This is a genomic window from Pseudonocardia sp. Ae150A_Ps1 (assembly GCF_001932315.1).
GTDB lineage: Bacteria > Actinomycetota > Actinomycetes > Mycobacteriales > Pseudonocardiaceae > Pseudonocardia.
The window spans coordinates 2,793,359-2,817,124 of record NZ_MCIJ01000001.1 but is presented as its reverse complement, the minus strand read 5'-3'; the positions used below and the strand labels follow the sequence as shown (position 1 = coordinate 2,817,124).

Genomic DNA, 23,766 nt, shown 5'->3' with positions numbered 1-23,766 from the left:
AGCCCTCATGCCCCGCAACAGCTCGAAAAGCAGCCGCCCATCGAGCATCCGGTCGATACGCCGCTCCGCCCTGGACATGCTGCGAGACATCGAGACTGACGCCCCGCTCGACGTCGCAGCACTCTGCGAACGACTGGGAGACCACCGCGGCCGGCCGATCGAGCTGGTCCCGTACAACTTCCCCAACATCTCTGTGTTCGGCCTATGGGTCGAGACCACCGATTCGGACCTCATCTTCTACGAGGCAGACACCGTTCCCGAGCATCAGCAGCACATCGTCTTGCACGAGATTGGCCACATGGTGCTGGGCCATCGCAGCGACAACGACGACGACTCGATCTGGCGGGAAATGATCCCAAACCTGCCTCCCGATGTAGTTCGTAAAGCCCTACGACGAGCCTCCTACGAAAGCGCCCAGGAGCACGACGCAGAAGCTTTCGCAACGACCCTGACTCACTGGTTCAAGACCTTCAACGCAACGCACGCACAGCAGTCAACCGGCCCCCGAAATCCCCTTGAAGCCGCCTTCGACACTAATAAGCGCTGGCCCTAATGGAAGCGTTGCGCTTCGTCTTCAATCACACTATCTGGCTCGCACTCCTCGCTCGCACTCCTCGCTCGCACTCCTCGTTGTCACCACCTGGCGACTCATCGTCCTCATGTCCGACTCCGGCCGCACCCCTGGTCGGATCATGGTATTCCTGATTTTTCTTTCCGCGCTTGTCTCGAATAGCTTCGGACTTGACCCGGTCGTGACCGCGGTCGACAGTATCGCTCCAGACATCAGCCGCCTCTTCCTTAATATTGCATTAATCTGTGTATTCTTTAGTTTCATCTACTTCTTCTCTGCCCAGCTTGCGAGTCGAGAGGTATTTTTTCGGACCTGGCTGCAAACTGTCGTAGGACTCTCAACCGCGGGCGCGATGAGCGCGTGCTGGATCGCCAGCCCAGTCGGCATACCAACCTTCGGGAAAATTCCCCTCCACGATCCGGGCCTCACCCCTGTGTACCTCTTCTACACACTGGGCGGCTTCTACTTCGGGTACGCGTGTGTCCTTGTCGTCGTCCTGGCCACCCGCGCAGCACGACAGGCAAACGCTACCCAGCCATGGGCGTTCCTCACCTGTGCAATCGGGGTCGGCCTCGCCTTCCTGGGCGGCCCCCTACTTCGAGTCACCTCGATTCTTCTGCAGTGGGCATCTGCAGGCGCCATCGAAGTACCACTAATTATTAAGACGGTCGGGCAGGCCACACTCAATCTCGGAATCGTCGGATACATTGCTGGACTGTGCGCCATCGGCGGCCGCACCCTCGTCATCCAGCTTCGTATGAACGCGGACCGACGGCGCCGCTACCGTGCACTCCAGCCACTCTGGAGCAGCCTCGTAGAGGCCTTCCCCTCAATCCAATTTCGCTCAGCCGGCAGCATCCCAGAACGCCTTGGGCTACGGCGACTCCAAATTTCATACCGCTACAGCCGTCGGCTGATCGAGTGCCGGGATAGCCTATGGCGGCTCAGCCCATATGTAGCCGACCCCCCAGACAGTTATTCAGACCCCCTCGCTATTCGAAATCAAGCACTTCTTGTGTATGAAGCCCTGCCGAGGGTCGGCAACACCGCAACGCGCGATTTGGCGGAGCCAGTAGCCATCGCAGCAAGTCAAGATGGAGACGACCGACACCTAGTCGATCTCGCAGCCGAGTTCGCACGCCTCGACCAGAAACGCGCACTAGTCCGTCAATTCGAAGAGGCCAGCGAGATCAAGTGACCCAACCCTGCCTGTATACCGCCAACACCGTTCTACCTGGACCCCGTGGCACCGCGATCCCAGACGGCGCGGTACTAGTCACAGGCGACACGATCACCGCTGTCGGCCCACGCGAAGAGGTGGCGCTTCTTGCCGAACCGACAACGCATGTTCAAGATTTCGGCGACAGCACGATTCTTCCCGGACTCGTGAACGCGCATGTACATCTTGTCTTTCACGGCGGGGCAAAGCCAGCCGATGTACTCAGTGCCGAGACCGACCAGTCTGCACTCCTCACGAAGATGGAACGCCGCGCTGAAACGCTGCTGCGCTCCGGGGTCACCACTGCCCGAGATCTCGGTGACAGGGACGGCATCTCCTTACTCACAAGAGACTCCATCGCGGCTGGGACAGCCCTGGGACCACGGCTCCTGAGCGCCGGCACTCCTCTCACCCCTCCCGAGGGGCACTGCTGGTTCCTCGGCGGGGCCGTTCAGGGAGAGTCCGCGATCCGTGCCCGCGTCCACCTGCTCGCCGACATGGGCGTAGACGCCATCAAGGTGATGGCCTCGGGCGGCGAATCCACCCCCGGCCCCTACGCCATGTGGGATCCCCAGTTCACTCGCAACGAGCTGCGTGCGGCCGTCGAGACAGCTCACGATCGAGGACTACGAGTAGCAGCCCACGCCCACAGCGCCGCCGGCATCGCACGCGCCGTCGACGCCCGAGTCGACACCGTCGAGCACGCGACCTGGCTCGTCGAGGGCCCCGACTCGGAACCCCAGCCCGAGGTCGCCCAGCAGATGGCAGAGCAGGGAACCATTCTGTGCCACGCCAGCAGCAACAACTGGCGGGGCCTCGCAGCGATGATGGGCGAGGACTGGGCGAAGCGCCTCGGTGGCCGCGTCGCATGGTTCGACAGCTACGGAGTCACCCAGATCGCAGGCACAGATGCAGGCATCACCCCGTTCGACGACTCCCCGGCAGCTCTCGCTCGCTTCGCCGAGTACGGCTTCACCTCCGAGCACGCAGTCGAGATCGGGACTACTGCTGGCGCAGCCGCGCTCGGGCTTGCCGACACCACCGGCACCCTTCGCCCTGGCCTGACAGCGGACATGCTGGTCGTGCGCGGCAACGTGCGCGCCGACCTCTCAGCCCTCACCGACCCAGCTCTGATCATCGCTCGTGGCAAGCAGATCCAGCCTGCGATCTCAGCCGCGTAGCCGCCCCTGACGCAACAGACGAAGCACGGCGTGCGGCCCACGCTCGTGCCTCGTTCCCGTCTGCGAGCCCGACGAAGCCACCTCCTGGAGTCACCTTCAGCAGCTCATCGGCTTGCTGTAACTGCCAGAATCTTTATGAAGCGCTAATGATGCTGATATAACCGGCGTGCCCTACCCGTAGCGGTGGGCATCGCCGCGTCACGCCAACGCCGGCGGACCCCCAGCACGTCATGACGGGGATGACCGCCCATGCCGAAGATCTCTCGCCGTCGAGCACGCCGACCACAAGGCGCTCCCGACTACGACCAGCAAGCAATCCATAGCGCGGCCCTGCATCACGGATCCGTCTACCGGCCGCATCGTGGCCCTGGCGGCTCCTCCCACCCGGCTGGAGCCGCTCGCCGACCGTCCGGAGCCTCCCAAGCTCAGGCCACCACCGCTGCCCAGGCTCCTGGGCCAGCCCGACGACCTCACCCGCTCCCGTTTGATGAAGCAGGCAACTCCCTCGACGAGCAACCTCTACAGGAGCATCGGCCCCCTCCAGCGAACTGTGGTTCCCCCAAGATCGTGGAGGGTTCCCTATGCCGCGTCTCGGGTGAGAGCGGCGTTCTCGTAGTTGATCGGTGAGAGCCCGCCCGCGGCGCTGTGTCGCCGGCGGTGGTTGTAGAAGCCGTAGCACCAGTCGATGACCACCGCCCGCGCCCTGCTGGTGGTGTCGAAGTCGTTGCGGGACAATACTTCCCACTCCAGGCTGGAGAAGAACGCCTCCGCCGCGGCGTTGTCGAAACACGACCCGACCCGACCCATCGACTGGCGGATCTCCAGCCGCCGACACAGCGCGGTGAACGCCCCGGCGGTGTAGGTCGACCCGCGGTCGGTGTGAAAGATCACTCCTCGGATCTAGCCCGCCCCACCGCGGGCCGCGGTGGCCATCCGGATGGCCTCACACGCCAGCTCGGCGTTCGGGTGCAGTCCGGTGGCCGCGCCGAGCAACCGCCGCGAGTACAGGTCGATCACCGTGGCCAGATACAGCTTCCCGGCCGCGGTGGGGATCTCGGTCATGTCCCCGACCCAGCGGCGGTTCGGCTCGGCCGCGGTGAAGTCGCGTCTGAGCAGGTCGGGGAACTTCGGCGCTGCGCGGTCCTGACGGGCCAGCCCGTTGCGTCTCTTGATCCGGCGCGCGACCAGGCCCTGGCGACGCATCGAGTCCGCCACAGTCTTCTCCGAGACCTGCCAGCCGGCCTCACGCAGGTCCGCGTGCAACCTCGGCGAGCCGTGCAACCGCTGGGCAGCGTCGAACGCCACGCCCACCGCGGCGTCGAGCCGGGTCCGCCGCTGCTCGGTCGCGGTCGTGCCACCGTCGGGGCTGCCGGCGCGCTGCAGCCACTTGTACAGCCACGAGATCGACACCCCGAGCAGGGCACAGGCCAGCGTGTGCGGCACCCGGTGGAAGGTCCTCTGGTCGGCGATGAAACGGGCCACGCTCACCTCGTCGCCTCCTTGACCCACAGGACCACGGATCGCTTGAGGACATCACGCTCCATCCGCAGCTCGGCGTTCTCCGCACGCAACCGCTTGAGCTCCTCGACGTCCCCGCGGGACAGGCCCTCGGTCTCCTCACGGGCCTCACGGGCGCGGGCCACCCAGTTGCCCAGCGTGCCCTCGTTGACCCCCAGGTCTCTGGCGACCTGGGCGATCGGCTTGCCCGTCTCCTCGACGATCCGGACCGCCCCGTCACGGAACTCCCGGTCGTATCGCTTCCGTACCTCTGGCATCGCTACCCCTTATAGCTGATGCCTCCCCGATCATGGGGGAACCGCAGCACGGAGATCTTCACTGAGGACGGGCCCGAGCTGTGGGCTCCGACTGAAGACCACTCCACTCCTCGCAACGGGCGCGCCCCACGCGACGAGAAGGAACAAGCCCGGGTCACGCCCTCCTCGGCGATCGACTTCATACGTGACGACACCGGGCAGGCGATGATCGGCACCCTCGCCGGACTCCGCGAGGTCGACGACGTCGAGGCCGGCACCTTCGCGGTGCGGTTCGCCTGCGACTTCCTTTCCTGGGACCAGGACGAGACGCAGCGCAGATCCCATGTCCTGCGGACCTACCTAGCAGCGGGCCACTCCAGCACCCTCGGTTGGAACGGCGCCGGCAGACAGCGCGCCGACGCTCCCACATACGGCCGGATGGAACGGCGCAGCCCGACCACCGTGATCGTCGAGGTCTGGGTACGCATCACACCTTACGAGCGGACCTCACAGGACAGCTCCGCTCGCGCCCCTGCCTCATGGTCTGACAACGGCATGCCGCCTTCCAGCGCACCCGCACCGCATGCCGCGGGCTGGGTTGCTGGAGCTGCCTACTGGCTCTCTATGGCCGTTCCGGTCACCCGCGACAGCACCGATCCCGGCGGTCGCCTGGTCGTCAATCCCTCCCTCATCCCTACCGCGACGCCCTAAGCGGAGGCACCTCAGATGCAAACCACGAACAACCACCACCAGCCCGGCCAGACATCGTCCTGGACCCAGGACCCGTCCATGTACTCGTGGGCCAGCCCCAACGGAACCTCGCCTCACCCCGTGGACAGCGGCTCCGCCGCCGGCGGAAGCGAGCCCGCGGGAGAGAAGCCGCCGGCGGCGCAGGCCCAGTCGGACACCGCCGCAGAGCCGAGGCCCGAGGTCGGCGAGGAGCCCCCGCGCGTGCCGGACCCGAGCCCCGTCGGCGGGCCGGCCCCTCGTCGGCCTGAGGCTGTCGCCCCCAGATCGGTTCCGTCGCCCCCGGCCGCGCCGCCCGCCGCAGCCGCGAAGCCGGCTCCGCAGCCCCAGTCTCCGCCGCGTGCTCTCGACCAGTCCCTCGTGCGACCGCAACGAGAGGTGCCGCAGGACGGATGGCGCCGGATGATCTATCAGGCAAGCTTCGGACTGATCACGCCGCGGATCAGCCCGGCCGAGGTGATGCGGCGCGAGTGGATCGGCAACGCGAAGCGGAACGCCCCTGGCGCCACCTCAATCACCGTCGCCTCGATGAAGGGTGGCGTCGGCAAGACGACGGTCTCAGCACTGCTCGGCCTGACCCTCGCCCAGTACCGGGGAGACCGCGCCGTCGCGATCGACGCCAACCCCGATGCCGGCACGCTGGCAGACCGACTCCTCGGCGTCGGTTCCACCCGACCCACGATCCGGGATCTGCTCAACAGCCTCGACGAGGTCGAGGCGGGCACCCAGCTCAACCGCTACCTCGGGCTCGCCGGGCGCCTGGCTGTGCTCGCCTCCGAACTCGACCCCGCCAAGTCGGAGATGTTCAACCAGGACGAGTACGAGGCGGTTGCCTGCCTGATCGCCCGCTTCTACGACGTCCTGATCACCGACAGCGGAACGGGTCTCGTGCACTCCGCCATGCACGGCGCGCTCAACCTCACCGACGGCCTGGTCATCGTTGGTGCCCCCACCGTCGATGCGGCGAACAGCGCCGGCCGAACCCTCGACTGGCTCGCCGAGCACGGGTTTCAGGGCCTGGTCGAGAACGCCGTCGTCGCGATCAGCCTCGACCGCGAGACACCGGACGTCGACAGCGGCGCCATCCGTGACCACTTCGCCGAGCGCTGCCGCGCCGTCGTCGAGATCCCCGCCGACCCGCACCTGCGAACCGGCGGCCAGATCGACCTTCGCGCACTTCAACAGCCGACCCTCGACGCCGCGCTGGAGCTTGCCTCCCACGTCGCCGAGGGCTTTCACCACCACTCCTCGTCCACCCTCATGAAGAAGGCAGGACTCGCCTGATGCCCTCCCCGCTGGCGGTATCGCTGGTCACCTCAGCCCTCGTCGCGACCGCGGGGATTGCCCCCGCAGCGCCGAGCGAAGACGGCTTGTCGTGCTCGTTCCGGATCACTGCGAAGCACGTCCTGGCCGAGCTGACCGGCGATACCTCCCAGCGGGCCGAGGAGATGCGAGACATGCTCGTCTCTGTCGGCGCCGACCGCTCCGACTTCGTACCGGCGGAGTGCTCGAAAGACACCCTCGGTGGGTCCAGCGCCGGCACCGGCGGCGACAGTGGGTCCAGCGCCGGCACCGGACAGGGGCAGACAGCAGCCGACGCATTCGGATGGGGCGAACCCGCGAAGGTCGACGACTTCGAGAGCGACCTGACCGGGTGGAACATGTACGACGGACCAGGCAACGGCGTTCGATCCCCCGACGCCGCCTCGGTGTCCGACGGAATCCTCACCATCAACGGCTCCGGCGACGGAACAACTGCCGGAATGGCCTGGGGCGACGCCCAGAAGTACGGGCGGTGGGAAGTCCGAATGAAGGCCCCGAAAGGGTCCCCGAGCTACAACGCACTGGCACTTCTCTGGCCAGCAGCCGAGAACTTCCCAGTGGGAGGTGAAGTTGACTTCGCCGAAATCATGGACTCGGACCGCAAGAAGGTCGAAATGTTCTTGCACTACGGCGAGGACAACAGCCAAGTTCACGGCGAAGTAGAAGTAGATGCCACTGAGTGGCACAACTACGCCGTCGAATGGACACCCGACTCCATCACCACGTTCCTCGACGGTGAGGAGTGGTGGAAGACCACCGACACATCGATCCTGCCTCCTGGCCCAATGCACCTCTGCCTCCAGCTCGACTGGTTCCCGAAGGGGGACAGTGAAGCTGGCGAGGTCAACTACGACTGGGTCAAGCAATGGCCCATGAATGAGAGCGACCAGGCCTCCACACAATCCGCCGGCAGCGACGGATCCACGGACTCCGACTCCTCCACCTCCCTCACAGACGAGGAGAACAATTGGGGCAGCCAAGGCGACTCATCCTCGGATGGTGGTGACGACTCTTAACTATCGAGCCACACCGAGACGAGACCGCCCGACGTTCGGAGTGCCACTAAACATGTCCTACTCACCACTGTGGCGGCGATCTGGAATCGCCATCCTCACCGCCAGCGCACTCACCGGTGTCTATGCAATCGGAGCTGGCCCGGTTGCCCCGCAGCTCATCTCCGAGAACCAGCAGTGCACGAGCGAGCAGATCGCGGCCGCTCATCAGGTCCGTGAGGAGGCACGCACCCTCCTCACATCACTACGCACCTCAGATGCGGACCACCCTGCTGCCTCCGGTCTGGCCAGTGACATCAGCGCCATCGGCATCACGCCAGCAGTCGAGACCGGCTGGAAACAGACGGCCGTCGACACCTCGGACAAGCTTCGGACCTCCACCGGTCCAGCGGAGCGCAAGGTGGCCATCATCCTCGCCAAGCACGGCCTCGGCCCGACGCCGGCAGACCTCACTCGCGAGGACTCGGGCCCCTTAGACAAGATCGGCGAGGCGGGTGAGGAAGCCGCCGGAACCCTCGGATCAGCGGTCTCTGCCGCCAGCAGCGCAGCCCAAGGGAAGCCCTCAGCACCCCCTCCACCGCCACCGAAGCCCCAGGCGGACGACGAATCTGAGCTACCACCCCTCTCGATCGCGTGCGGCGCAGTGGATAAGCAGCAGGAGCCCGACGCAGAGTCATCGACGCCGCAGACGCAGCTCTCTAGCCCCACGTCTTCTCCAACCGACCCTGCGCCGGCAGTCGAGCCAGCAGCGGACCCGCCGTCCGATGACGGCTCGTCGGGCGACAGCGGCTCCAGCTCGTCCGGCGACTTGGAAGACGCGCGAGCAGCCCTCGACCTGATCAACCAGATGGTGGGCATCCTCCGCGGATCCGGAGATGCCAGTGCAGCAGACCTCGCGTCAACGATCGAGCAGGAGGTGCAAGCATCCCCGGTTGCCCGACGCTCGGGCGAGTCCGGCGGGGCCAGCTCGGGCGAGTCCGGCGGCAGTCTCGATCAGCGCATCAAGCAGCTTTCCGAGAGCGCCCACGAAGCCGCCGACGTCGACCCTGCCGCACGCGCGATCGCGGAGAAGCTCGATTCCTCCTCGCTTCTGACCAGCAGCTCCGACAGCAGCGGGTCGCCTGGTGACCCCATCACCCGCTCCGGCAGCGAGCCCGAGACGTCGTCCGGCAGCGAGCCCGAGGCCAACGCCGCGCCCGCAGCCACGACCGGTTCAGATCCGGCGGTATGGGACCAGCTCGCAGAGTGCGAGAGCTCTGGAAATTGGGCGGCCAACACTGGCAACGGGTACAGCGGTGGCCTGCAGTTCTCAGACCCCACATGGAGCGCCTTCGGTGGCGAGGGTGACGCACACCAAGCCAGCAAAGAAGAACAGATCGCAGTCGCCGAGCGAGTCCAGCAGGAACAGGGCTGGGGAGCCTGGCCTGCCTGCTCCAGCGAGCTTGGCCTGAGCTGACCGGACCTCGACGCCTCGGCCAGCGGTCAAGGGCAAGCCCCGGCCGCGGCGTCGACCCTGACCCTGGCCTGTGACGCAGGCGGCTCACAGGCCAGGGTCATCCTCATCGGCTGCTCTTCCCCGCGGGGAAGAGATGAGCTGTCGCGCGAGCCGGGACGGATGGCTCACTTCCCTGACTCCGCCAGTGCTGCGAGCAGACGGCTGGCCTTGGTAGGCGAGACGTCGATCTCGCGAGCAACCTCGCGGGCACTGGGCGTTCGGCCTGCCTCCTTGGCGGCCTTCATCACGGCCGCAGCCCGATCACGAAGCTCCTCCTCGGTGAGCCCGTTCTTCGCTCGCCGGCCGCCCCCTGCGCCTCGACCCGGTCGCGCCGGCTTCCATTCCTCGAGCACCGCTCGGCCCCAGTGACGCTGACCCGACACGATCTCTGTGGGCTCCGGGACAAGGTTGCGCTCCAGATGACGCGTCCAGGTCTGCTCGGTGACTCCCGCGAACTCCGCTGCCTCAGCCGCGTCGAGCAGGTCATCGGGCTGAGGATGGGCCGGGAGGGCAGGCGCAGCCTCGCCGGCTACATGGGCGAGGACCTGGGCCTCGTCCCAAAGCCCGCCGCGCCGACCTCCCGGCTTGTTCACTGGCTCGGGGTGTCCCGGAGTAGCCCACGGGCGTGTCCTCGCTGCGGCAGCCTCGGTCAGCCCGTGGGCTGCACCGACACCCATCCGGTCCAGCACCTTTCGTCCTGCTCTGATCATCTGCCGCTCCCTCGTCTCGGCCAGCACCTCATAACCGTCCACTTTATTGTCGCGTTAGCGTGCTGTAGATGTGTCACGCGGGGCCGCCGAGCTGCGGCCTTCTCCGGCGGCCATCCGCCCAGCGGCAATGGCGCGGCGTCGTTTCGACGCCGCGCCACACCATCGATGTTGGTCCGAGCCAGCAACCTGCACCCTCGTGCGGGGATGCGGTTCCCCCATGATCGGGGAGGCATCAGCTATAAGGGGTAGCGATGCCAGAGGTACGGAAGCGATACGACCGGGAGTTCCGTGACGGGGCGGTCCGGATCGTCGAGGAGACGGGCAAGCCGATCGCCCAGGTCGCCAGAGACCTGGGGGTCAACGAGGGCACGCTGGGCAACTGGGTGGCCCGCGCCCGTGAGGCCCGTGAGGAGACCGAGGGCCTGTCCCGCGGGGACGTCGAGGAGCTCAAGCGGTTGCGTGCGGAGAACGCCGAGCTGCGGATGGAGCGTGATGTCCTCAAGCGATCCGTGGTCCTGTGGGTCAAGGAGGCGACGAGGTGAGCGTGGCCCGTTTCATCGCCGACCAGAGGACCTTCCACCGGGTGCCGCACACGCTGGCCTGTGCCCTGCTCGGGGTGTCGATCTCGTGGCTGTACAAGTGGCTGCAGCGCGCCGGCAGCCCCGACGGTGGCACGACCGCGACCGAGCAGCGGCGGACCCGGCTCGACGCCGCGGTGGGCGTGGCGTTCGACGCTGCCCAGCGGTTGCACGGCTCGCCGAGGTTGCACGCGGACCTGCGTGAGGCCGGCTGGCAGGTCTCGGAGAAGACTGTGGCGGACTCGATGCGTCGCCAGGGCCTGGTCGCGCGCCGGATCAAGAGACGCAACGGGCTGGCCCGTCAGGACCGCGCAGCGCCGAAGTTCCCCGACCTGCTCAGACGCGACTTCACCGCGGCCGAGCCGAACCGCCGCTGGGTCGGGGACATGACCGAGATCCCCACCGCGGCCGGGAAGCTGTATCTGGCCACGGTGATCGACCTGTACTCGCGGCGGTTGCTCGGCGCGGCCACCGGACTGCACCCGAACGCCGAGCTGGCGTGTGAGGCCATCCGGATGGCCACCGCGGCCCGCGGTGGGGCGGGCTAGATCCGAGGAGTGATCTTTCACACCGACCGCGGGTCGACCTACACCGCCGGGGCGTTCACCGCGCTGTGTCGGCGGCTGGAGATCCGCCAGTCGATGGGTCGGGTCGGGTCGTGTTTCGACAACGCCGCGGCGGAGGCGTTCTTCTCCAGCCTGGAGTGGGAAGTATTGTCCCGCAACGACTTCGACACCACCAGCAGGGCGCGGGCGGTGGTCATCGACTGGTGCTACGGCTTCTACAACCACCGCCGGCGACACAGCGCCGCGGGCGGGCTCTCACCGATCAACTACGAGAACGCCGCTCTCACCCGAGACGCGGCATAGGGAACCCTCCACGATCTTGGGGGAACCACAGGCGGACCCGGACGCTCACCGGTTCCGTCCGCGCTCACCCGATACGGCGAGCACTCCCGCAATCGGTGAGCGGACAGAGTGGCCCGGGGGTCAGAGCTCGTAGGCGGCGTCGAAGAACGCCAGCTCCAGGTCCACCGCGCGCACGAACAGTGCGGCGACCCGCTCGCGCCGCTCCGGGGCGAGGGCGTCGGCGACCCGGTCCAGCTCGTCGCGGAGGAACGCCACCCACTCCTCGAACTCGATGCCGCGGTGCAGGTCGATCCACTCGCGGCAGACCGCGTCGTCCGGCGCGATGGCACCCGGCCGCGTCGCCCAGTCCAGGTACAGCCACTCGGCGACGAGCAGCACCGCGAGCGCCTCGGCGTAGTACCCGGCGTCGCGTGCCTCGCCCATCAGGTCGACGAACCCGACGGTCGGCGCCCGCCGGTCCGGGGCGCTCGTGCCGCCGAGCCGGTCGAGCGAGCGCTCGAAGTAGTCGTTCTCCGGCCCGGCGACGAGCCCGAGCTGCCGGGCCAGCCGCACCCGCGGTGCCGGCCGGTCCGCGTCCGCGACGGCCGCGCCGAGCAGCGCGAGGAAGGCGTCGACGAACTGGAGGTCCTGCTCCAGGTAGTGCCGCAGGACGTCGCGGTCCACGGACCCGTCCCACAGCTCGTCGACGAAGCGGTGCCCGACCGCCGCGTCCCACGTCGTCGTGCTCGACTCCCGCAGCTCCCCGGTGAACGACATGGCGTCCAGGCTAGGGGCGGTGGCAGACCGCCTCGACGTTGTGCCCGTCCGGGTCGCGCAGGAACACCGCGTAGTACGCGGGGTGGTACTCGGGCCAGAGCCGCGGCGCGTGCAGCACCTCGGTGCCGGCCGCCCGTGCGGCCTCGTGCACGGCGTCCACCGCGGCCCGGTCCGGTGCGGCGAGCGCGACGTGCAGCTCCGGCGGTGTGGCGGGCCCGCCGGGGCCGAGCCAGAACCGGGGCTGCCCGTCCGTGCCGCCGATCGCGACGACGGATCCGCCGTCGCGGGGGAACCGCATCATCTCCGACAGCCCGAGCGGGGCGAAGACCTGCAGGTAGAAGCGGGCCGACGCGTCCGGGTCCCGGACGGGCAGCGACAGGTGGTCGAGCACGGGCACCTCCTGGTCAGGGGGCACCAGCATGCCCCTGGGAGGGGGTGTCGCGTCAGGCCTCGGGGCCGATCTCGTCGTTCCGGTGGCGGCGGCCGTCGTGATGGTCGGTGTCGTGCTCACCCGGCGCCGGGAGCGTGCCACCCGCGGGTGAGCCGATCGTGCTCGCCTACGGTGTGCGGACCCCGGACGTCGTGACCGGGCGACGAGAGGTGACGGTGATGGGCGGGCGGACCCTGGTCCGCGGCGACGGGACGCCGCTGTGGCAGCAGCTGCTGGCGGACCTGCGTCGTCGGCTGGAGGAGGGCGAGTTCGACGCCGCCCTGCCCGGCGAGTTCGCGATCGCCGCCGAGTACTCGGTGAGCCGCTACACCGTCCGCGAGGCGCTGCGGCGCATGCGGGAGGACGGCGCCGTCGTCGCCAGCCGCGGCCGGGTCGCCCGGCCGGCCGGGCCGGCGCCGATCGAGCAGCCGCTGGACGAGCCGTACTCGCTCTACGTCGCCGTCGAGGCGGCCGGGCGGACGCAGCGCAGCGTCGTGCGGACCTTCGAGGTGCGGGCCGACGGGGTGATCGCGACCCGGATGGGCCTGGAGGAGTCGACCCCGCTCGTCCACCTGGAGCGCCTGCGGCTCGCCGACGGTGAGCCCCTGGCCGTCGACCGGGTGTGGCTGCCGGAGGACCTGGCCGCGCCGCTGCTCGACATCGACTTCACGCACACCGGCATCTATCCCGAGTACCGGCGTCGCTGCGGGATCCGGGTCGACGGCGGCAGCGAGAACATCCGCGCGACGATCCCGGGCCGCGGCGAGCAGGAGCTGCTCGGGATCGGCGAGGGCGTGGCCGCGCTGTCCATCGAGCGGCTCGGGCTCTCCGGGGACCGTCCGGTCGAGTGGCGGCACACCCTGGTGCGGGGCGACCGGTTCTCCGTCACCGCCCGGTTCTCCGCGCGGTCCGGCTACCGGGTCGACCTGTCCGAACCGTCCTGACCCTGCCCGGGGACGTTCAGGCCGGCACCGAGACGCCGATCCCGCCCGGGGTGTCGGCGCCGTAGCGGTCGATCTCGGCCTGGAGGTCGAGCCGGGCGGTCCGCATCCCGTCCCCGCCGTCGATCAGCGTGGCAGGCACCAGCCAGCAGACCTCGAACTCCAGCCCGTCCGGGTCGTGGGCGTAAAGGGCCTTCGTGGTGCCGTGGTCGGAGGCGCCGGCGAGGGCGCCCGCCTCCTGCAGCTTCTGCCCGACCCGGGCGAGCTCGGCGAGGGTGTCGACCTCCCACGCCAGGTGGTAGAGGCCGACGGTGCCGCGCCCGGCCTGCGAGGCGCCCGCCCCGTCCCCGATCCCGAACAGGGCGAGGTCGTGGTCGTTCGACGAGCCGGCGGCCTGCAGGAACGTGCCCTGCCCGCCCGGGAGCTCGACGACCGTGCGGAAGCCGAGCGTGTCGGTGTAGAAGGCGACGCTGCGGGCGACGTCGCGGACGTAGAGGACGGCGTGGTTCAGGCGCTGCACGGGCATCGGTGGCTCCCAAGAAGTTGAACTCTCAACTGAGACGGTACGCCCGGCGCGGCGGGAGTTCAACGAGAGACCAGCCAGGTGAGGACGACGGCCGAGCGGGTGTGGTCGACGTTCGCCGCCATCCGGAGCCGCTCCAGGGCGTCCTCCAGGGAGCGCACGTCGCGCGAGCGCAGCAGGACCAGCGCGTCGGCCTCGCCGGTTATCGTCCCGGCGGTCACCACCTCGGGCACCGCCGACAGCATCCGCTGCAGCTCGCTCGGCGCCACGGTGCCGCGGCAGAACAGCTCGACGTAGGCCTCGACCCCCGGTTCCCGCTCGGCGCCGGGATCGACGCGGACGCCGAAACCGGTGATCACCCCGCGCGCGGTGAGCCGGTCCACCCGCCGCCGCACCGCGGACGCGGAGAGCCCCACGCGCTCGCCGAGCTCGGCCCAGCCGGCCCGGCCGTCGATGCGCAGCAGGTCCAGCAGCTTCCGGTCGGTCGCGTCGATCTCGTTCACGGCGTCGGATGCTAGATCCGTGCGCCAGATCGGTACAGCACGCGCTGATCGTGCGCAGAAGGACGGGAAAAGCACGGGTCATGCGCGGCACGATGTGCGCATGACCGCCGAGCCGATCGTGCCGCTCCCCGACGACGACCGCGCCCGCCCCGCGCCGTCGGTGCTGATGTGCCGGCCCACCCACTTCACCGTCAGCTACCGGATCAACCCCTGGATGCGGCCGGAGCAGGTCACCGACACCCCGCTGGCCGTGCGCCAGTGGCAGGACTTGCACGCCGTCTACCGCGAGCTCGGGTTCGACGTGCGGCTGGTCGACCCGCTGCCCGGCCTGCCGGACATGGTCTACGCCGCGAACGGCGGCACCGTCGTCGACGGCGTCGCGCTCACCGCGCGGTTCCGGTACGCCGAGCGCGCCGCCGAGGGGCCCGCCTACGGCGCGTGGTTCCGGTCGGCCGGGTTCGACGTGCGCGAGGCCGAGGCCGTCAACGAGGGCGAGGGCGACCTGCTGCTCGTCGGGGACACGATCTACGCGGGCACCGGGTTCCGCACCGATCCCGCGGCGCACCACGAGGCCGCCCGGGTGCTCGGCCGCGAGGTCGTGTCGCTGCAGCTCGTCGATCCCCGCTACTACCACCTGGACACCGCGTTCGCCGTGCTCGACCCGGCGGGCGGGCCCGGTGCGGTGGCCTACCTGCCGTCGGCGTTCGACGACGCGCCGCAGGAGGTCCTGCGGTTCCGGTTCCCGGACGCCGTGATCGTCGGCGAGGAGGACGCCGCCGTGCTCGGCCTGAACTGCTTCTCCGACGGGCGCACCGTCGTCCACGCGCCCCAGGCCGAGAAGTTCGCCGCTGAGCTCGCCGAGCGCGGGTTCGGCACCGTCGGCGTCGACACCTCCGAGCTCCGCCGCGGTGGCGGCGGGATCAAATGCTGCACCCTCGAGCTGCGGGAGGCACCGTGACCGTCCTGGAGAACGGCACCGGCACCGGTGCGACCACCGAGCGGATCGCGCTCGACGAGCGGTACGGCGTCGCGAACTACGCGCCGCTGCCGGTCGTGCTGAGCGGGGGTGAGGGAGCCTGGGTCACCGACGTCGACGGCCGTCGCTACCTCGACGTCCTCGCCGGCTACTCCGCGCTGAATTTCGGCCACCGGCACCCCGCGCTGGTCGCGGCCGCACACCGCCAGCTCGACACCCTGACGCTGACCGCGCGCGCCTTCCACAACGACCGGCTGCCGGACTTCCAGCACGAGCTCGCCCGGCTGACCGGTACCGAGGCCGTGCTGCCGATGAACACCGGCGCCGAGGCCGTCGAGTCCGCGATCAAGGTCGCGCGGGCCTGGGGCTACCGGGTGCGCGGGGTGCGGCCCGGGGCGGCCCGGATCGTCGTCGCCGGGGGCAACTTCCACGGCCGGACGACGACCGTCGTCTCCTTCTCCGACGACCCGGCCGCCCGCGACGGCTTCGGCCCCTTCACCCCGGGCTTCGACCGCGTCCCCTACGGCGACACCGCGGCGCTGGCGCCGGCGCTCACCGACGACACCGTCGCGGTCCTGATCGAGCCGGTGCAGGGCGAGGCGGGCGTGATCGTCCCGCCGGAGGGGTACCTGCGCGACGTCCGGCAGCTCACCGCGCGCCGTGACGTCCTGCTGGTCTGCGACGAGATCCAGTCCGGGCTCGGCAGGGCCGGCGCGACGCTGTGCAGCGACCGCGCCGGGATCCGGGCCGACCTGTACACCCTCGGCAAGGCGCTCGGCGGCGGGATCCTGCCGGTCAGCGCCGTCGTCGGGCGGCGTGACGTGCTCGGCGTGCTGCGTCCCGGTGAGCACGGCTCGACCTTCGGCGGGAACCCGCTCGCGGCGGCCGTCGGGTCCGCGGTGTGCGGGCTGCTCGCGACGGGGGAGTACCAGGCGGCGGCCCGCGACCTCGGTGCGCACCTGGGCGCGCGGCTGCGGGAGCTGCCCGGGCTGACCGCCGTGCGCGGGGCGGGGTTGTGGTTCGGCGTCGACGTCGACCCGCGGCTCGGATCCGGACGGGACGTCTGCGTCGCACTCGCCCGCCGCGGGGTGCTGGCGAAGGAGACGCACGGCGTCACTGTCCGGATCTCGCCGCCGCTGGTGATCACCCGGGACGAGACCGACGTGCTGGTGGACACGTTCGCGGACGTACTGCGAGACCTCGGCGCGGCCTAGCTGGCAGGCTGTGGCGCATGCCGACCCTCGTACTGCTGCGCCACGGCCAGAGCGACTGGAACGCGAAGAACCTCTTCACCGGCTGGGTGGACGTCCCGCTCTCCGAGCAGGGCGAGGCCGAGGCCCGCCGTGGTGGCGAGCTGCTGCGCGAGTCCGGCGTCGCCCCGGACGTCGTGCACACCTCGCTGCTGCGCCGGGCCATCTCCACCGCGAACATCGCGCTCGACGCGGCGGACCGGCACTGGATCCCGGTGAAGCGCGACTGGCGGCTCAACGAGCGGCACTACGGCGCGCTGCAGGGCAAGGACAAGAAGCAGACCCTGGCCGAGTTCGGCGAGGACCAGTTCATGCTCTGGCGCCGGTCCTACGACACCCCGCCGCCGCCCATCGAGAAGGGCAGCGAGTTCTCCCAGGACGCCGACCCGCGCTACGCCGGCGTCGACGCGCCGCTGACGGAGTGCCTCGCCGACGTCGTCGCGCGGTTCCTGCCGTACTGGGAGGAGTCGGTCGTGCCGGACCTGCGGGACGGGCGGACCGTGCTGCTGGCCGCGCACGGCAACTCGCTGCGCGCGCTCGTGAAGTACCTCGACGGGATCTCCGACGCCGACATCGCCGGGCTGAACATCCCGACCGGCATCCCGCTGGTCTACGACCTCGACGACGACCTGCGCCCGATGAACCCGGGCGGTCGCTACCTCGACCCGGCCGCGGCCGAGGCGGCGATCGCGGGCGTGGCGAACCAGGGCCGCTGACCGCGGGAGCGGCGCGCGGCGTACGGGGTGTGGCTGCCGGGTGGCGTCACCCGCTCCACCGGGTTTGCGATCACCTAGTGCTGAACCCGCGGTGAACGCGGGCCGAACAGTGTCGCGCGGGCGGGTCGCGGGCGTCACCATCCGGGGTCCGGCGCTGGCCAGAGGGCACCCCCGCTTGCCTACGATGCCCCCGTGACCACGCTCGCGTGGCTGATCGCGGTCGTCGCGCTCGGCCTGGGCCTGCTGGCCGGGGCCGCGCTGGCGCGGCGTCCGTCCGCCGGCCGCCCCGCCCGCCGCACCGCCGTCGCGTCCCGCACCCCGGACGACCGGCCGTCCGCCGCGGCACCCACCCTCGGGGAGCTGCTGCACCGCACGTTCCGCCAGTCGGACTCCGGACTGGCCGTCGTCGGTGCCGCGGGTGACGTGCTGCTGCACAACCCGCGGGCCGCCGCGCTCGGCGCCGTCACCGAGGACCGGCTGGACCCCCGCGCCTGGGCCGCCTGCCAGCGCGTGCAGGCCGGGGACCGGCTGCTCGAGGTCGATCTCTCCCCGCTGGACCGCACCCCGCGTGGGCCGGTCGCGGTGCAGGCGCGGATCCACGCCCTCGGCGACGGGTTCACCCTGGTCGAGGCCGTCGACACCTCCGAGGTGGCACGGCTGGAGGCCACCCGCCGCGACTTCGTCGCCAACGTCAGCCACGAGCTCAAGACGCCGGTCGGCGCGGTCGCGCTGCTGGCCGAGGCGCTGCTCGACACCCTCGAGGGCCTGGACCCGGCCGAGGGCTCCGAGGACGACGCCGCCGAGGTCCGGCAGTTCGGCGAGAAGCTGCTCCGCGAGGCCACCCGGATGGGCAACCTCGTCTCCGAGCTGATCGCCCTGTCCCGGCTGACCGGCGCCGAGCGGCTGCCCGAGCTGGCCGCCGTCGAGGTCGACGACGTCGCCTCCGAGGCGCTGGCCCGCAGCCGCAACTCCGCGGAGTCGCACGGCGTCGAGATCACCGCCGACGGGCCGTCCGGGCTGGTCGTCGACGGGGACCGGACGCTGCTCGTCACGGCGCTGACCAACCTCGTCGAGAACGCGATCGCGTACTCGCCCACCGACTCGTCGGTGTCGGTGAGCCGGCGGGAGGTCGGCGGCTCGGTCGAGATCGCCGTCACCGACCGCGGCATCGGCATCGCCCCGGAACACCAGAAGCGGGTGTTCGAGCGCTTCTTCCGGGTCGACCCGGCCCGGTCCCGCGCGACCGGCGGCACCGGGCTCGGCCTGGCGATCGTCAAGCACGTCTGCGCGAACCACGGCGGTGAGGTGCGGCTGTGGAGCCGTCCCGGCACCGGCTCGACGTTCACCATGCGGCTCCCCGCCCGGCTGGGCGTCAAGGGCCCCAGGGGGGCGGCCGGTAGCGAGGCCCCCGAGACCGCGACAACCGGAGGATGAGATGACCAGGGTGCTGATCGTGGAGGACGAGGAGTCCTTCGCCGACCCGCTCGCGTTCATGCTGCGCAAGGAGGGCTTCACCACGGCCGTCGCGGCCAACGGCAACGACGCGCTGAGCGAGTTCGACCGCAACGGCGCCGACATCGTGCTGCTCGACCTCATGCTCCCCGGCATGAGCGGCACAGACGTCTGCAAGGCGCTCCGCTCCCGCTCCGCCGTCCCCGTGATCATGGTGACGGCCCGGGACAGCGAGATCGACAAGGTGGTCGGGCTGGAGCTCGGCGCCGACGACTACGTCACCAAGCCGTACTCGGCCCGCGAGCTGATCGCCCGCGTCCGCGCCGTGCTCCGCCGCGGCGGCGAGGCCACCGGCGAGACCGAGAGCGGCAACGGGATCCTCGAGGCCGGCCCGGTCCGGATGGACGTCGAGCGGCACGTCGTGTCGGTGAACGGCGACGACGTCCCGCTCCCGCTCAAGGAGTTCGACCTGCTCGAGTACCTGCTCCGCAACGTCGGGCGGGTGCTCACCCGGGCCCAGCTGATCGACCGGGTGTGGGGCGCGGACTACGTCGGCGACACGAAGACGCTCGACGTCCACGTGAAGCGCCTGCGCTCCAAGGTGGAGGACGACCCGTCGACGCCGAAGCACCTGGTCACCGTGCGCGGACTGGGCTACAAGTTCGATGTGTGACGTGGTGGCCGTCCGGGAGTGGATAACGGCTCGGTAACCTGACACCCGTGCGACTGGCCGTCTTAGACGTGGGGTCCAACACCGTTCATCTGCTCGTGGTGGATGCGCACCGTGGTGCCCACCCGAAGCCGATGTCCTCGGACAAGGACCAGCTCCGGCTGGCCGAGCACCTGGACCGCAAGGGTGCGCTGACCAAGGAGGGCGTCAAGGCGCTCCTGGAGAGCGTGCACCGGGCCCGGGACACGGCCGGTGCCGCCGGGTGCGACGACCTGATGGCGTTCGCGACCTCGGCGCTGCGCGACGCCACCAACTCGGCCGAGGTGCTCGCGCTCGTGCAGCGCGAGACCGGGGTGACCCTCGAGGTGCTGCCCGGCGAGGACGAGGCCCGCTGGACCTTCTTCGCCGTCCGCCGGTGGTGCGGCTGGTCGGCCGGGCGCCTGCTGGTGCTCGACATCGGGGGCGGGTCGCTGGAGCTCGCCGTCGGCCGGGACGAGACGCCGGACGTCGCCGCCTCGGTGCCGCTCGGCGCCGGGCGCCTGACCCGCGAGGCGTTCTCCGCCGACCCGCCGCCCCGCGCCGAGCTGACGGCGCTGGCCGAGCGGGTCCGCGACGAGCTCGCCCCGGTGGCCGGACGGCTGCGCGCCGGTGGCCGCCCGGATCGCGCGGTGGGCACGTCGAAGACCTTCCGGACGCTCGCCCGGCTCGCCGGCGCCGCGCCGTCCAGCGCGGGCCCGCGGACCCACCGCACGCTCACCGCGCAGGGGCTGCGCCAGCTCTCCGGGTTCGTGACCCGGATGTCCGGCCCGGACCTCGCGGAGCTGGACGGGGTCAGCGCCAGCCGCGCGCACCAGCTCGTCGCCGGGACGGTCGTCGCGCAGGCCGCGATGGACGCGCTGGGGGTCGACGAGCTCGACATCTGTCCGTGGGCGTTGCGTGAGGGCGTGATCCTCCGGCGGTTCGACATGCTCGACGGAACGAACGGGGACGACCGCTCGGCGCACGTTTCCGGGGGTGGGCTTGGACCCTTGACAACACACAGGGCACGGTGGTCGGGATGAGTGTGGACAGCCCAGAGCCGCGGCAGCGGACGGTCGCCGAGCTGCTCGCCGCCAATGGCGGCTCCCAGAGCGGACGGCGCCGTCGCCGGCGTGCGTCCGAGGATGACGACGGCCCGCCGCCCGGCTCCGGTGGTCCCGCCCCCGAGGCACAGGCGGGGCCTGCGCCCCGCCGCCCGGCCCCCGCGGAGCGCGGTCCCGGCGGTCCCGCCGGGTGGCCCGCCGACGGCGTCGCCCCGCGCGGCGGGGACGCCCCGGCGCCGGGTGAGCACCCGTCGTTCCCGTCCCGCAGGCCCGCTCCGCCCGAGACCCCGTTCGTGCCCAACGGCAACGCCCCGAACGGGGCCCCGCCGAACGGCGGTGCGCCCTATGGCACGCCCTTCGGTGCCCCGAACGGCGCCGGTCCGAACGGCGCCCCGCACGGCCCGAACGGTCACGGTCCGAACGGTGCCGGGCCGCAGGCGTTCGCGCCGAACGGCCGGCCCGCCGCGAACGGCGCCCCGCCCGCCCCCGACGGCGCGCAGCGTGGCCCGTTCCGGCCCGACGACGGTTACGGCCCCCCGGATGCGGGCCCGTACGGCTCCGAGGGCGCCGACGAGATCCCGACCAGCCGCATGAACGCCCGCCGCCCCGCGGCCGGCGACCCCGACGGCGGTCCGCCCACCCAGTTCGGCGCCCCGGCGCTCACCGACGACGACGGCGCCCCGTACGGCAGTGCCCCCTACGGCAGTGCCCCGGCCGACGCGGGCCCGCCGACCGGCGCCTACGACCCGTTCGCCGACGACGGGGACAGCGGCGAGTGGGAGCGGGACCCGCGCGCCGGCGGCGGCCGGACCGGTGTCCTGCCCCGCCCGCGCCCCGACGCCGACGAGTACGACGACTACGAGGACCACGGCGAGCTCGAACACGGCGCCCTCCCCGACGACGACGAGCAGCCGCGCCGCCGCCGCTCCCGCGACGAGGCCCAGCCGCCCGCCGGTCTGGACGACGCCGCGTCCGCGGGTGCCGCGGGTACGGGCCAGGCCTGGGCGGTCGTCATCGCGCAGTGGATCGGTGGCGCCGTCGCCGGTGCCGGGATCTGGGTGCTGTTCCGGTTCCTCTGGTTCTCCTTCCCGATCGTCGCGCTGGCGCTCGCGGTCGTCCTGACCGTCGGCCTCGTGCTCGGCGTGCGGGCGCTGCTGCGCAACGACGACCTGAAGACCACGCTGTTCGCGGTGCTGGTCGGGCTGCTGCTGACGGTGTCCCCGGCGATCCTGGTGCTGCTGGACAGGTAACGATGAGCGACCGGGAGACGACTCCACGTCATGTGACGTCGTCGCCCCTGCCCGGATCCGCCATCGCCCCGCTCCCGGTTCCCGTCGCGCTGTCCACCGCCTCGGTCTACCCGGAGGGTGTGGCGGCCGGTTTCGAGATCGCCGCCGAGCTGGGCTACGACGGCGTCGAGCTCATGATCTGGACCGACCCGGTCAGCCAGGACCCGCGGGCGATCGAGCGGCTGGCGCACCGGCACGGTGTCCCGGTGCTCGCGGTGCACGCGCCCTGCCTGGCCGTCACCCAGCGGGTGTGGGGCGCCGACCCCGTGCACCGGCTCCGCCGCACCGTCGAGGTCGCCGCCCGGCTCGGCGCGCGGACGGTCGTCGTCCACCCGCCGTTCCGCTGGCAGCGCCGCTACGCCGACGTGTTCGGCGACGAGGTCGCGCGGGCGTTCGAGCACGACGGCGTCACGCTCCCGGTGGAGAACATGTTCCCGGTGAAGCGGGGCTCGATCAGCACCGTGCCGTACGCGCTCGGCCACGACCCGACCGACATCGGGTACGGCGCCTACACCCTCGACCTGTCGCACACCGCCGCCGCCGAGGTCGACGCGCTCGATCTCATGGCGCGGATGGGCGACCGGCTGACCCACCTGCACCTCACCGACGGTTCCGGGGCCCCGCGGGACGAGCACCTGGTCCCGGGCCGTGGCGCCCAGCCGTGCGCCGAGGTGTGCCAGGCACTCGCCGACGGCGCGTTCGCCCGCGACGGGGGCACCGTCGTCCTCGAGGTGTCCACCCGCCGCTGCCGCACCCGCCAGGAGCGCGCCGGCCTGCTCGCCGAGTCGCTGCTGTTCGCGCGGCTGCACCTCGCGCCGACCGTCCCGGCCGGCGTCGGCGGCTCCCGCTGACCGTCCACCCCGGTTCTACCCATGGGTAACCTGAGCCCATGAGCGGCACGACGGTCGATACCGGACGTCCCTTCGCGGACGCGCACGTCCTCGACGATCTCGGCGACGGCAGGTTCCGCGCCGGCCTCGACGACGTCTGGGCGGTCGGCCCGAAGGCGTTCGGCGGGCTGCTGATGGTGCTGATGGCCAAGGCGGGGCTCGCCTGGCTGTCCGCCGACGGCTCCCCGGCCGTCGACCCGCTGGCGGTCTCGGCGGACTTCCTGCGCGCGCCCGACCTCGCACCCGTGGAGCTGGAGGCGACCCCGCTCAAGATCGGCCGCACGATCTCGTCGGTGGCGGTGCGGCTGACCCAGGCCGGGAAGCTGATGCTGCACGCGACCGTCACCGCGGGCGTCCTCCCCGGCGGGGAGCCGCGCTGGGACACCGCGGTCGGGCTCGACCCCGACCCGGCCGCCGACGCCGTCGACCCCGCGTCCGCGCAGGGCGGCGCCCGCGGGCTGGCCTCCGCCTGCGAGCTGCGCTACCCGGCGGACGCGCTGCCGTTCCTGCGCGGGGAGACCGGGCCCCCGGAGATGTCGGGCTGGGTGCGCCCGCGCGGCGAGGAGCCGGACGTCCTGTTCGCGCTGCTGGCCGGCGACATCCTCCCGCCGACCGTGTTCAACCTCGGCGGACGTCCGGGATGGGCGCCCACGGTGCAGCTCACCGCGCTGCTGCGCGGCCGTCCGTCGCCCGGCTGGCTGCGGGTCGACTCCCGCTCCCGCACCGTGTCGGGGACCCAGTTCGACGAGGACGTCACCGTCGTCGACGCGACCGGGCGCACGGTGTGCCAGGCCCGCCAGCTCGCCCTCGCACCGCTGGGCGGGTAGC

At 71.0% G+C, this 23,766-nt stretch carries 29 protein-coding genes; 21 read left to right on the top strand and 8 right to left on the bottom strand.

The annotated features are described in order from the left end of the window. Positions 1 to 7: 7 nt before the first annotated feature. From Ae150APs1_RS13040 to Ae150APs1_RS13035, 3 genes are read left to right on the top strand one after another with little or no spacing between them, the layout of a single operon-like run. A complete protein-coding gene (locus Ae150APs1_RS13040; protein WP_075297760.1) occupies positions 8 to 553 on the top strand; it encodes a hypothetical protein in 546 nt (181 codons plus the stop codon). Then, complete coding sequence (locus Ae150APs1_RS31180; RefSeq protein ID WP_349289882.1) at positions 516 to 1,769, top strand: MAB_1171c family putative transporter; 1,254 nt, start codon at positions 516 to 518, stop codon at positions 1,767 to 1,769. Before Ae150APs1_RS13040 ends, Ae150APs1_RS31180 begins: the two co-directional genes overlap by 38 nt. Then, positions 1,766 to 2,971 (top strand): amidohydrolase family protein, encoded by a 1,206-nt coding sequence (locus Ae150APs1_RS13035; protein WP_075297758.1) that lies wholly within the window; start codon positions 1,766 to 1,768, stop codon positions 2,969 to 2,971. The genes Ae150APs1_RS31180 and Ae150APs1_RS13035 overlap by 4 nt, the downstream gene beginning before the upstream one ends. A 579-nt stretch (positions 2,972 to 3,550) precedes the next feature. Here Ae150APs1_RS13035 and Ae150APs1_RS32770 read toward each other — a convergent pair. From Ae150APs1_RS32770 to Ae150APs1_RS13025, 3 genes are read right to left on the bottom strand one after another with little or no spacing between them, the layout of a single operon-like run. Then, the gene (locus tag Ae150APs1_RS32770; RefSeq protein ID WP_212567129.1) at positions 3,551 to 3,862 is read right to left on the bottom strand and encodes an integrase core domain-containing protein; all 312 of its coding nucleotides are present in this window, start codon (positions 3,860 to 3,862) and stop codon (positions 3,551 to 3,553) included. 9 nt (positions 3,863 to 3,871) lie between these two features. Further along, positions 3,872 to 4,459: a DDE-type integrase/transposase/recombinase gene (locus Ae150APs1_RS32765; protein ID WP_212567130.1), complete on the bottom strand. Its 588-nt coding sequence runs from the start codon at positions 4,457 to 4,459 to the stop codon at positions 3,872 to 3,874. Continuing rightward, on the bottom strand, positions 4,456 to 4,746 hold the full coding sequence (locus tag Ae150APs1_RS13025; protein ID WP_075295029.1) for a transposase: 291 nt from the start codon (positions 4,744 to 4,746) through the stop codon (positions 4,456 to 4,458). The genes Ae150APs1_RS32765 and Ae150APs1_RS13025 overlap by 4 nt, the downstream gene beginning before the upstream one ends. A 204-nt stretch (positions 4,747 to 4,950) precedes the next feature. On the opposite strand from Ae150APs1_RS13025, the gene Ae150APs1_RS32015 reads away from it, so the two are divergent. The 4 genes from Ae150APs1_RS32015 to Ae150APs1_RS34315 all read left to right on the top strand — a co-directional run bounded on the left by Ae150APs1_RS32015 (position 4,951) and on the right by Ae150APs1_RS34315 (position 9,264). Next, on the top strand, positions 4,951 to 5,436 hold the full coding sequence (locus tag Ae150APs1_RS32015; RefSeq protein WP_075297756.1) for a hypothetical protein: 486 nt from the start codon (positions 4,951 to 4,953) through the stop codon (positions 5,434 to 5,436). A gap of 414 nt (positions 5,437 to 5,850) precedes the next feature. Then, positions 5,851 to 6,756, top strand: coding sequence for a MinD/ParA family protein (locus Ae150APs1_RS13015; protein WP_249266320.1), 906 nt, complete (start codon positions 5,851 to 5,853; stop codon positions 6,754 to 6,756). Further along, entirely contained in the window at positions 6,756 to 7,811 is a 1,056-nt protein-coding gene (locus tag Ae150APs1_RS13010; protein ID WP_075297754.1) for a family 16 glycosylhydrolase, read from the top strand. The genes Ae150APs1_RS13015 and Ae150APs1_RS13010 overlap by 1 nt, the downstream gene beginning before the upstream one ends. 52 nt (positions 7,812 to 7,863) lie before the next feature. After that, positions 7,864 to 9,264, top strand: a complete 1,401-nt coding sequence (locus tag Ae150APs1_RS34315) for a transglycosylase family protein (protein WP_283160243.1) — start codon at positions 7,864 to 7,866, stop codon at positions 9,262 to 9,264. A 164-nt stretch (positions 9,265 to 9,428) separates the two neighbouring features. Here Ae150APs1_RS34315 and Ae150APs1_RS31170 read toward each other — a convergent pair whose 3' ends face one another. Then, a complete protein-coding gene (locus Ae150APs1_RS31170; protein WP_139316887.1) occupies positions 9,429 to 10,040 on the bottom strand; it encodes a helix-turn-helix domain-containing protein in 612 nt (203 codons plus the stop codon). Between the two features lie 224 nt (positions 10,041 to 10,264). Between Ae150APs1_RS31170 and Ae150APs1_RS12995 the strand changes: the two genes are divergently transcribed. The 3 genes from Ae150APs1_RS12995 to Ae150APs1_RS32755 are packed head-to-tail and all read left to right on the top strand — an operon-like array spanning position 10,265 to position 11,460. Beyond that, positions 10,265 to 10,555 carry a transposase gene (locus tag Ae150APs1_RS12995; protein ID WP_075295029.1) on the top strand — a complete coding sequence of 97 codons (291 nt, stop codon included), beginning with the start codon at positions 10,265 to 10,267 and terminating at the stop codon, positions 10,553 to 10,555. Beyond that, on the top strand, positions 10,552 to 11,139 hold the full coding sequence (locus tag Ae150APs1_RS32760) for a DDE-type integrase/transposase/recombinase (protein ID WP_212567130.1): 588 nt from the start codon (positions 10,552 to 10,554) through the stop codon (positions 11,137 to 11,139). The genes Ae150APs1_RS12995 and Ae150APs1_RS32760 overlap by 4 nt, the downstream gene beginning before the upstream one ends. A gap of 9 nt (positions 11,140 to 11,148) precedes the next feature. After that, positions 11,149 to 11,460, top strand: coding sequence for an integrase core domain-containing protein (locus Ae150APs1_RS32755; protein WP_212567129.1), 312 nt, complete (start codon positions 11,149 to 11,151; stop codon positions 11,458 to 11,460). 120 nt (positions 11,461 to 11,580) lie between these two features. Here Ae150APs1_RS32755 and Ae150APs1_RS12985 read toward each other — a convergent pair whose 3' ends face one another. After that, positions 11,581 to 12,216 (bottom strand): TenA family protein, encoded by a 636-nt coding sequence (locus tag Ae150APs1_RS12985; protein WP_075297750.1) that lies wholly within the window; start codon positions 12,214 to 12,216, stop codon positions 11,581 to 11,583. 10 nt (positions 12,217 to 12,226) lie between these two features. Beyond that, entirely contained in the window at positions 12,227 to 12,631 is a 405-nt protein-coding gene (locus Ae150APs1_RS12980; RefSeq protein WP_227012765.1) for a VOC family protein, read from the bottom strand. A gap of 4 nt (positions 12,632 to 12,635) precedes the next feature. On the opposite strand from Ae150APs1_RS12980, the gene Ae150APs1_RS34310 reads away from it, so the two are divergent. Beyond that, positions 12,636 to 12,758 carry a hypothetical protein gene (locus tag Ae150APs1_RS34310; protein ID WP_256385588.1) on the top strand — a complete coding sequence of 41 codons (123 nt, stop codon included), beginning with the start codon at positions 12,636 to 12,638 and terminating at the stop codon, positions 12,756 to 12,758. Positions 12,759 to 12,765: 7 nt separating this feature from the next. Then, complete coding sequence (locus Ae150APs1_RS12975) at positions 12,766 to 13,590, top strand: GntR family transcriptional regulator (RefSeq protein ID WP_337819674.1); 825 nt, start codon at positions 12,766 to 12,768, stop codon at positions 13,588 to 13,590. A 16-nt stretch (positions 13,591 to 13,606) separates the two neighbouring features. On the opposite strand, the gene Ae150APs1_RS12970 is transcribed toward Ae150APs1_RS12975, so the two are convergent. Continuing rightward, positions 13,607 to 14,113, bottom strand: a complete 507-nt coding sequence (locus Ae150APs1_RS12970; protein WP_075297748.1) for a VOC family protein — start codon at positions 14,111 to 14,113, stop codon at positions 13,607 to 13,609. Positions 14,114 to 14,172: 59 nt separating this feature from the next. Next, positions 14,173 to 14,613, bottom strand: a complete 441-nt coding sequence (locus Ae150APs1_RS12965) for an Lrp/AsnC family transcriptional regulator (RefSeq protein ID WP_010232268.1) — start codon at positions 14,611 to 14,613, stop codon at positions 14,173 to 14,175. Between the two features lie 100 nt (positions 14,614 to 14,713). On the opposite strand from Ae150APs1_RS12965, the gene ddaH reads away from it, so the two are divergent. The 9 genes from ddaH (at position 14,714) to Ae150APs1_RS12920 (ending at position 23,765) form a co-directional block, all read left to right on the top strand. Next, complete coding sequence (gene ddaH, locus Ae150APs1_RS12960) at positions 14,714 to 15,571, top strand: dimethylargininase (RefSeq protein ID WP_170918081.1); 858 nt, start codon at positions 14,714 to 14,716, stop codon at positions 15,569 to 15,571. Then, positions 15,568 to 16,803 carry an ornithine--oxo-acid transaminase gene (gene rocD / locus Ae150APs1_RS12955; RefSeq protein ID WP_075297746.1) on the top strand — a complete coding sequence of 412 codons (1,236 nt, stop codon included), beginning with the start codon at positions 15,568 to 15,570 and terminating at the stop codon, positions 16,801 to 16,803. Before ddaH ends, rocD begins: the two co-directional genes overlap by 4 nt. Before the next feature lie 8 nt (positions 16,804 to 16,811). Beyond that, complete coding sequence (locus Ae150APs1_RS12950; RefSeq protein ID WP_139317117.1) at positions 16,812 to 17,555, top strand: phosphoglyceromutase; 744 nt, start codon at positions 16,812 to 16,814, stop codon at positions 17,553 to 17,555. 192 nt (positions 17,556 to 17,747) lie between these two features. Then, positions 17,748 to 18,989, top strand: coding sequence for an ATP-binding protein (locus Ae150APs1_RS12945; protein ID WP_212567202.1), 1,242 nt, complete (start codon positions 17,748 to 17,750; stop codon positions 18,987 to 18,989). Between the two features lies 1 nt (position 18,990). Next, complete coding sequence (locus Ae150APs1_RS12940; RefSeq protein ID WP_010234386.1) at positions 18,991 to 19,680, top strand: response regulator transcription factor; 690 nt, start codon at positions 18,991 to 18,993, stop codon at positions 19,678 to 19,680. 47 nt (positions 19,681 to 19,727) lie between these two features. Next, positions 19,728 to 20,738 carry a Ppx/GppA phosphatase family protein gene (locus tag Ae150APs1_RS12935; protein ID WP_075297742.1) on the top strand — a complete coding sequence of 337 codons (1,011 nt, stop codon included), beginning with the start codon at positions 19,728 to 19,730 and terminating at the stop codon, positions 20,736 to 20,738. After that, on the top strand, positions 20,735 to 22,009 hold the full coding sequence (locus tag Ae150APs1_RS12930; protein WP_139316886.1) for a hypothetical protein: 1,275 nt from the start codon (positions 20,735 to 20,737) through the stop codon (positions 22,007 to 22,009). The genes Ae150APs1_RS12935 and Ae150APs1_RS12930 overlap by 4 nt, the downstream gene beginning before the upstream one ends. Before the next feature lie 2 nt (positions 22,010 to 22,011). Next, a complete protein-coding gene (locus tag Ae150APs1_RS12925) occupies positions 22,012 to 22,899 on the top strand; it encodes a sugar phosphate isomerase/epimerase (protein WP_249266319.1) in 888 nt (295 codons plus the stop codon). 38 nt (positions 22,900 to 22,937) lie between these two features. Further along, positions 22,938 to 23,765 (top strand): thioesterase family protein, encoded by an 828-nt coding sequence (locus Ae150APs1_RS12920; protein ID WP_075297736.1) that lies wholly within the window; start codon positions 22,938 to 22,940, stop codon positions 23,763 to 23,765. Position 23,766 lies beyond the last annotated feature (1 nt).

What these genes read in the sequence shown, in the direction of transcription:
- Ae150APs1_RS13010 (WP_075297754.1), top strand. Translation starts at nt 6,756, where the DNA reads ATGCCCTCCCCGCTGGCGGTATCGCTGGTCACCTCAGCCCTCGTCGCG.
- Ae150APs1_RS12925 (WP_249266319.1), top strand. Translation starts at nt 22,012, where the DNA reads ATGAGCGACCGGGAGACGACTCCACGTCATGTGACGTCGTCGCCCCTG.
- ddaH (WP_170918081.1), top strand. Translation starts at nt 14,714, where the DNA reads ATGACCGCCGAGCCGATCGTGCCGCTCCCCGACGACGACCGCGCCCGC.
- Ae150APs1_RS12920 (WP_075297736.1), top strand. Translation starts at nt 22,938, where the DNA reads ATGAGCGGCACGACGGTCGATACCGGACGTCCCTTCGCGGACGCGCAC.
- Ae150APs1_RS12995 (WP_075295029.1), top strand. Translation starts at nt 10,265, where the DNA reads ATGCCAGAGGTACGGAAGCGATACGACCGGGAGTTCCGTGACGGGGCG.
- Ae150APs1_RS12940 (WP_010234386.1), top strand. Translation starts at nt 18,991, where the DNA reads ATGACCAGGGTGCTGATCGTGGAGGACGAGGAGTCCTTCGCCGACCCG.
- Ae150APs1_RS12985 (WP_075297750.1), bottom strand. Translation starts at nt 12,216, where the DNA reads ATGTCGTTCACCGGGGAGCTGCGGGAGTCGAGCACGACGACGTGGGAC.
- Ae150APs1_RS13025 (WP_075295029.1), bottom strand. Translation starts at nt 4,746, where the DNA reads ATGCCAGAGGTACGGAAGCGATACGACCGGGAGTTCCGTGACGGGGCG.
- Ae150APs1_RS12970 (WP_075297748.1), bottom strand. Translation starts at nt 14,113, where the DNA reads ATGCCCGTGCAGCGCCTGAACCACGCCGTCCTCTACGTCCGCGACGTC.
- Ae150APs1_RS13040 (WP_075297760.1), top strand. Translation starts at nt 8, where the DNA reads ATGCCCCGCAACAGCTCGAAAAGCAGCCGCCCATCGAGCATCCGGTCG.
- Ae150APs1_RS34310 (WP_256385588.1), top strand. Translation starts at nt 12,636, where the DNA reads ATGCCCCTGGGAGGGGGTGTCGCGTCAGGCCTCGGGGCCGATCTCGTC.
- Ae150APs1_RS12930 (WP_139316886.1), top strand. Translation starts at nt 20,735, where the DNA reads ATGAGTGTGGACAGCCCAGAGCCGCGGCAGCGGACGGTCGCCGAGCTG.
- Ae150APs1_RS32015 (WP_075297756.1), top strand. Translation starts at nt 4,951, where the DNA reads ATGATCGGCACCCTCGCCGGACTCCGCGAGGTCGACGACGTCGAGGCC.
- Ae150APs1_RS34315 (WP_283160243.1), top strand. Translation starts at nt 7,864, where the DNA reads ATGTCCTACTCACCACTGTGGCGGCGATCTGGAATCGCCATCCTCACC.